This window comes from Candidatus Protofrankia californiensis, from assembly GCF_900634765.1.
Classification (GTDB): Bacteria; Actinomycetota; Actinomycetes; order Frankiales; family Frankiaceae; genus Protofrankia; species Protofrankia californiensis.
The window spans coordinates 1-6,084 of the sequence record NZ_CAAAFT010000054.1 but is presented as its reverse complement, the minus strand read 5'-3'; the positions used below and the strand labels follow the sequence as shown (position 1 = coordinate 6,084).

Annotated in this window: 4 protein-coding genes and 1 pseudogene; 2 read left to right on the top strand and 3 right to left on the bottom strand. The window is 66.1% G+C overall.

All coding sequences use genetic code 11. The features are described from left to right. Positions 1-914 (bottom strand): IS630 family transposase (locus DD1DGNOD_RS02980; protein ID WP_131769392.1); only part of this gene is annotated, 914 nt, incomplete at its 3' end. Between the two features lie 131 nt (positions 915-1,045). After that, positions 1,046-2,434: a C4-dicarboxylate transporter DctA gene (gene dctA / locus DD1DGNOD_RS02975; protein ID WP_131764784.1), complete on the bottom strand. Its 1,389-nt coding sequence runs from the start codon at positions 2,432-2,434 to the stop codon at positions 1,046-1,048. A 169-nt stretch (positions 2,435-2,603) separates the two neighbouring features. On the opposite strand from dctA, the gene DD1DGNOD_RS02970 reads away from it, so the two are divergent. Further along, a complete protein-coding gene (locus tag DD1DGNOD_RS02970) occupies positions 2,604-4,277 on the top strand; it encodes a sensor histidine kinase (RefSeq protein WP_131764783.1) in 1,674 nt (557 codons plus the stop codon). A 13-nt stretch (positions 4,278-4,290) separates the two neighbouring features. Further along, positions 4,291-5,073, top strand: a complete 783-nt coding sequence (locus DD1DGNOD_RS02965; RefSeq protein WP_131764782.1) for a response regulator — start codon at positions 4,291-4,293, stop codon at positions 5,071-5,073. Positions 5,074-5,265: 192 nt separating this feature from the next. Here DD1DGNOD_RS02965 and DD1DGNOD_RS02960 read toward each other — a convergent pair. After that, positions 5,266-6,014: pseudogene (locus DD1DGNOD_RS02960) on the bottom strand (IS6 family transposase). Between the last annotated feature and the right edge of the window lie 70 nt (positions 6,015-6,084).

Here is a 6,084-nt window from a genome sequence, read left to right as displayed (position 1 = left end):
GGCAGGGTCCGCCATGTCTTGCTTTCCCATAACGCAACAGACCCGGACGAGTAGGTCGGGGTGACGTGCAGCTGGAACCGCGGGTGCTCGACCAGCCAGCGGTGCACGGCGGGAGCCTTGTGGGTGGAGAGGTTGTCACAGATCAGGTGGACCGTCAGGCCCGGCTCGACCTGCCGGTCGATCTCGGCGAGGAACCGGGTGAAGTCCTCGGCGGTGTGCCGGGTGGAGGTTGCACCGATCACCGTGCCGGTGGCGGTGTGCAGCGCCGCGAACAAGTCGACGGTGCCGTGGCGGTGGTAGTCGTGGCTGCGGTGCTCCGGTGTGCCCGGCACCATCGGCAGCACCGGCGCGGTCCGTTCCAAGGCCTGGATCTGTGGTTTCTCGTCGACGGAGAAGACCGCCGCGTTCTGCGGCGGGGCCAGGTACAGGCCCACCACGTCCCGGACCTTGTCGATTAGGAACGGGTCGGTGGAAATCTTGAACTCCTCGACCGCCCAGGGCGTGAGGCCGAAGGCCCGCCAGATCCGGTGCACGCTGGTCGGGGAGATCCCGACCCGCTTCGCGAGCGCGCGTTTGGACCAGTGGGTGGTGCCCTCGGGCACCTCTTCCAGCGTGCGGACCACGACTTCTTCGACCTGGGCGTCGGTGATCATGCGTGGCACGCCCGGTCTCGGCTCGTCGCTGAGCCCGGCGAACCGGTCCCGGACGAACCGGTTGCGCCACCGCCCGACCGTCTCCCGGGTGATCCCCATCTCCGCGGCCACGGCCTTGTTCGTCGTGTTATCCGCGCACCTCAACACGATGCGTGCCCGCTGCGCCAGGCCCTGCGCGGTCCTGCGCCGGCTGGCCCACCCCTCAAGCGTTTGCCGCTCGGTCTCGGTGAGCACGAGCGGGAGTCTCGGCTTGCCTGCCATACCTCTATGACAACGCAGGTCTCATAAGAGCGCAGATCTCAGGACCGGGACACTAGCCTGGAGACGTATCGTCGATCACGTCGACCCTCCATCCGATCGTCTCACTCACATTGTGCGACATCGCGTCCCACTCACCTCTTATTTTCGGACCAGTACTTAGGCAGCTCGCCGGTCTCGACGGTCTCCGGCACGTCGAGCCTGTCGGCGACGTCCGGTATGTAGTCCGGACCCGCGTTCAGCGCCTTTCGCATCTGTCCCTTGTCGAGGACGCCTTCCCAGTTCGCCACGACAAGTGTGGCGAGCGTGTTACCGCAGACGTTGGTGAACGCCCGGCACTCCGACATGAACTTGTCGACCCCGAAGATCAGCATGATGGCTGCGACCGGAATTGTCCCGACCGTCGACAGCGTCGCCGCGAGCACGATAAAGCCGGAGCCGGTGACCCCGGCAGCGCCCTTGGAGGTCAGTAGCAGCACACCGATGATGGTGAGCTGCTCGCCGAGCGAGAGGTCGACGCCGACCGCCTGGGCGAGGTACAGGCTGGCGAGCGTGAGGTAAATGCAGGTCCCGTCCAGGTTGAAAGAATACCCGGTAGGCACCGTGAGACCCACGACCTGGCGTGGCGCTCCAAGCCTCTCCAGTTTTGTCATGATCTGCGGAAGGACTGATTCGGAGGACGATGTCCCAAGGACGATCAGGAGCTCTTCTCGGATGTATCGCAGCAGCTTGAAGATGTTTACGCCGATGGTGGCGGCGATCGTGCCGAGCACGACGACGACGAAGAACAGCGACGTGCCGTAGAAAACCGCGACAAGCTTTCCGAGGCTGGTGAGGGTGTCGAGCCCGTACTTGCCGATGGTGAAGGCCATGGCCCCGAACGAACCGACCGGCGCCGCGTACATGACGAACCGCAGTACCAGGAACATGATGCGGCCGACCCGCTCAATTCCGCCGGCGACTGCGGCACCTTGCGTGCCGGCGAGGTTCAGCGCGATGCCGAACAATATGGCGAAGAACAGCACCTGGAGGACCTTGCCTTCGGCGAACGCGCCGACCACGCTGTCCGGTACAATGTCGGCCAGGTGGTCGCCCCAGCCCTTCGACTCGCCCTGTGCGATGTACCCGCCGACGGTCTGGTTGACCGAGAGCGTGTCCGGGTTGGCGTTGACGCCGTCACCGGGACGCAACACGTTCATCACGACGAGCCCAAGCACCAGCGCGACGGTGGTCACGAGCTCGAAGTAGGTGAACGCCTTCAACCCCACCCGGCCCACCTTGCGCAAGTTCTCGACCTGCGCCATACCGCCTACCACTGTGCAGAACACGATCGGAGCGATGACCATCTTGATGGCATCGACAAAAGTTGTGCCGAGTGGCTGAAGAGCGATACCGACTCCCGGGGAGAAGTAGCCCACCAATATCCCGGCGACGATGCCCGCCAGCACCCAGACATAAAGCTGCCGGTACCAGCGCCGGTGTGCGGGTGCCGTCCGCGACGGAGCCAATAACGTCGTGGTCATGCGAGCCTCCTGGCCGGGCGGGCCGTTCCATGGGTCCGCCCCGTATGGTGGCGCTAGGGTGACTGCACTCAAATCAGGCGTCGCCGTTTTGGTCGTAATGTTCACGCTCGCCGTCGGCGGGCGTCGGTCGTGTCTGGTACCAGCTGGTCCCGGCCGGCACACTGGGTCAATGACCGCAACACCCGGTGGCGCGGACGACCCCAGCGGCGGCCGCGGCGCGCGGCTGAGCCGGCGCAGCATCGCGGGCCAGGTGCTCGTCCTACAGATCACGGTGGTAGTACTGCTCGTGGTGGCTGCGGTTGCCGCCTCGGTGCTACAAGCCCGGCGCACGGCGGAACGCCAGGCACGGGATCTCGCCGTCGCGGTCGCCGAGACCTTCGCCCATGCGCCAGGGATGGTCGCAGCCCTGAGCTCGGCCGATCCGAGTGCTTCGCTGCAGCCGCTGGCCGAGGCCACCCGAGCCCGAACTGGGGTCGACTTCCTCGTCGTGATGAACCCGGTCGGGATCCGGTACACCCACCCCGACCCGGCCCGAATCGGACAGCGGTTCCTCGGACACATCGAACCGGCGGTACGAGGCGAGGTGCTCACCGAGACCTACTCGGGGACGTTGGGCCCGTCAGTACGCGCGGTCGCGCCGGTCACTGCCAGCGATGGGACGGTTGCCGCTCTGGTCGCCGCAGGCATCACCGTCGAGAACGTCGGTCAGACGGCCGGCCGACAACTCCCGGTACTCCTGGTTGCCGGACTGGCTGCCGTCGCGCTGGCGGTGGGTGGCACGATGCTGGTCAACCGACGCCTTCGGTGGCAGACTCGCGGCCTCGGCCCGGTGGAGATCACCAGGATGTATGAACATCACGACACAGTGCTGCACGCCGTTCGGGAAGGGGTTCTCATCGTTGACGACCAGGCTCGGGTGCTGCTGGCCAACGACGAGGCCCGTCGGCTCCTCGGCCTTCCGCCGGACGCCCACGGGCGGCTGGTCGCGGAACTTGGCCTTGATCTGGCGGCGGTGGACCTACTCGGCAGTGGTCGTCCAGCCGAGGACACCGTGCTGCTGGCTGGCGACCGGATGCTTGCGGTCAACCAGAAGCCCACCGTCCGCGACGGGAAGCCGCTCGGCAGCGTCGCGACGATCCGGGACACCACCGAACTCCAAGCACTGACCGGCGAGCTTGACGCGGTCCGGGGTATGGCGGATGCGTTGCGCGCCCAGAGCCACGAGGCCGCAAACCAGCTTCATATCGTGGTCACCCTGATGCAGCTCGATCGGCTGGACGAGGCCGTCGAGTTCGCCACCGCCGGGCTCGCCGGCTCACAGCAGCTCGCTGACCGGGTGCTGACCGCCGTCGACGAGCCCGTCTTGGCGGCCCTGCTGCTCGGCAAGACTGCCCAGGCGGCCGAGCGCGGCGTGGAACTCGTCGTCACCGACGACACCCGGTTCGAGCTCTTCGACGTCGAGGCGGCTGAGCTGGTGACGGTCGTTGGCAACCTCGTCGACAACGCAATCGAGGCCGCGGTCGCCGGAGAGGCGCCGAGGCGGGTGACGGTCTCGGTGCGTACCGAGACCGGCGGCCTGACGGTCCGGGTCGCAGACACTGGTCCTGGCCTCGATCCAACACAGGCCGCGGCGGCGTTCGAACGCGGCTGGACCACCAAGACGAGCACGTCGAGTGGCGAGGCGGCGCGCGGGCGAGGCCTCGGGCTCGCTCTGGTCCGGCAGGTCGTCCGGCGCCATGGCGGCCAGATAGAGGTGGGTCGCGACGGCGGCGCGGTGTTCACTGTCCGCATCCCTCAGCAACACGGCGGTGTCCATGGCCACGCGATGACTCTGACCCGATGAGGTTGCCTACGCGATGATGAGCCTGCCTGGCGAGCCGATCCGTACGCTGGTCGTCGATGACGATCAGGTCATCGCCGACGCCCACCGCAGCTATGTCGAGAAGCTTCCCGGGTTCGTGGTCACCGACGTGGCCATCAGCGGCCGTCGCGCCCTTCACCTCGCCAGCCTGGGCAATATCGATCTTGTCCTGCTCGACTTCTGCCTACCCGACATCGGCGGGCTCGACATCTGCCGCGCACTGCGCGGCGGCGGCGCGCCGCTCGATGTCATCGCAGTAACGTCAGCGCGCGACCTGCCCACCGTCCGCTCGGCGGTCTCGTACGGTGTTGTCCAGTACATCGTCAAGCCGTTCACCTTCGCAGTGTTCCGTGACCGCCTCGAGCGCTACGCGGCCTACCGGACCCAGATCACCGCGCACACGGATGCAGACGTCCTCGGCCAGCGAGACGTGGACCGAGCCCTAGCCACACTACGGAGTGCCGAATCCGACACCGTCGACCAGCCGAAAGGTCTGTCGGCGGAAACCCTCGACGCTGTTGTCGCCTACCTCAGCAGAGCTGCCGCCGAACCTGGCGCCGCGGATCTCAGCGCCGCCGGCGTGGCGGCTGCGGTCGGCATCTCTCGCGTCACCGCGCGGCGATACCTTGAACGGCTCACGGACCAACGCCTGGTGAGCCGATCCCAACGCTACGGGAGCTCCGGACGACCCGAACACCTCTACCGGTGGATAAATAGCCGATTGCCAGCACTCGAGCGACCGACCATCAACGCAGAAACGAAGACGATCAAAAAGTAGCCTGTTCACGCGGGTCAACTGTATACCACTCAGGGTAGCGGGGATGGGGGCTCGAACCCTAATCCCGTGGGGCAGACTCCGCGCTCGTCGCCCCACAACTCGGAGATCCTCCGGCGGCGCTGTCAACTTGGTTGGGGTGAGGCTGTGTTGGGACGTGTCGGGGCCGGGTAGGACCGTGTGTCGGCGCTGTGATCAGGCTGCCGCGGATACGCCAGTGATCTCATTCCAGATCGTGAAACGGGCGGTCATCTCGGCGCGGTAGTCGGTAACGGTGAGACAGTGACGGCGGGGTCGAAAGTGCGGCGAGATCGCACTGAACACTGACAGGAACTTCTGGGCTGCGCTGGGTGAACGGAAGCCTTTCATGGCATGTTCACGCTGGCGGGTGGGCTGGTGGGAGTTCTCCGCCCGGTTGTTCAGGTACTTCGAGCAGCGGTGCTTCACCGAGCGCATGATCTCCCGGTGGGCGACACCGTAGCTGCGCAGCTGGTCGGTGACCAGTACCCTCGGCGTGCGGCACTGGCGCTTGAGGAGTTTACGGAAGAAGCGCGTGGCCGCCTTGGTGTCGCGCCGAGACTGGACCAGGACGTCCAGGACGTTGCCGTTCTGATCGACCGCCCGCCACAGGTACCGCCACCTGCCGTTGATCTTCACGAACACCTCGTCGAGATGCCACTTGTCGCCGGCCTGGGGCTTGCGGCGGCGCAGCTCCGAGCGTAGGCGGGCCCGAACGTCGCACACCACTGCCGGACCGTCTCATGGGAGACGACCACCCCGCGGACGAGCATGAGTTCTTCGACCTCGCGGAAGCTCAGCGGGAAGCGGTGGTATAGCCACACACAGTGGCTGATGATCTCTGCTGGGTACCGGTAGCCCTTGTACGACGGCGTTCCGGCTTCCACGAGCAGTCCCTCCCCGACGACAAACAACCCGAAGATCATTTTCAGGCTATCAGACCAAGTTGACAGTGCCCTTGATAGCCTTCGCGCGGATGCGTAACCGCCTGACGAC

What these genes read in the sequence shown, in the direction of transcription:
- dctA (WP_131764784.1), bottom strand. Translation starts at nt 2,434, where the DNA reads ATGACCACGACGTTATTGGCTCCGTCGCGGACGGCACCCGCACACCGG.
- DD1DGNOD_RS02970 (WP_131764783.1), top strand. Translation starts at nt 2,604, where the DNA reads ATGACCGCAACACCCGGTGGCGCGGACGACCCCAGCGGCGGCCGCGGC.
- DD1DGNOD_RS02965 (WP_131764782.1), top strand. Translation starts at nt 4,291, where the DNA reads ATGATGAGCCTGCCTGGCGAGCCGATCCGTACGCTGGTCGTCGATGAC.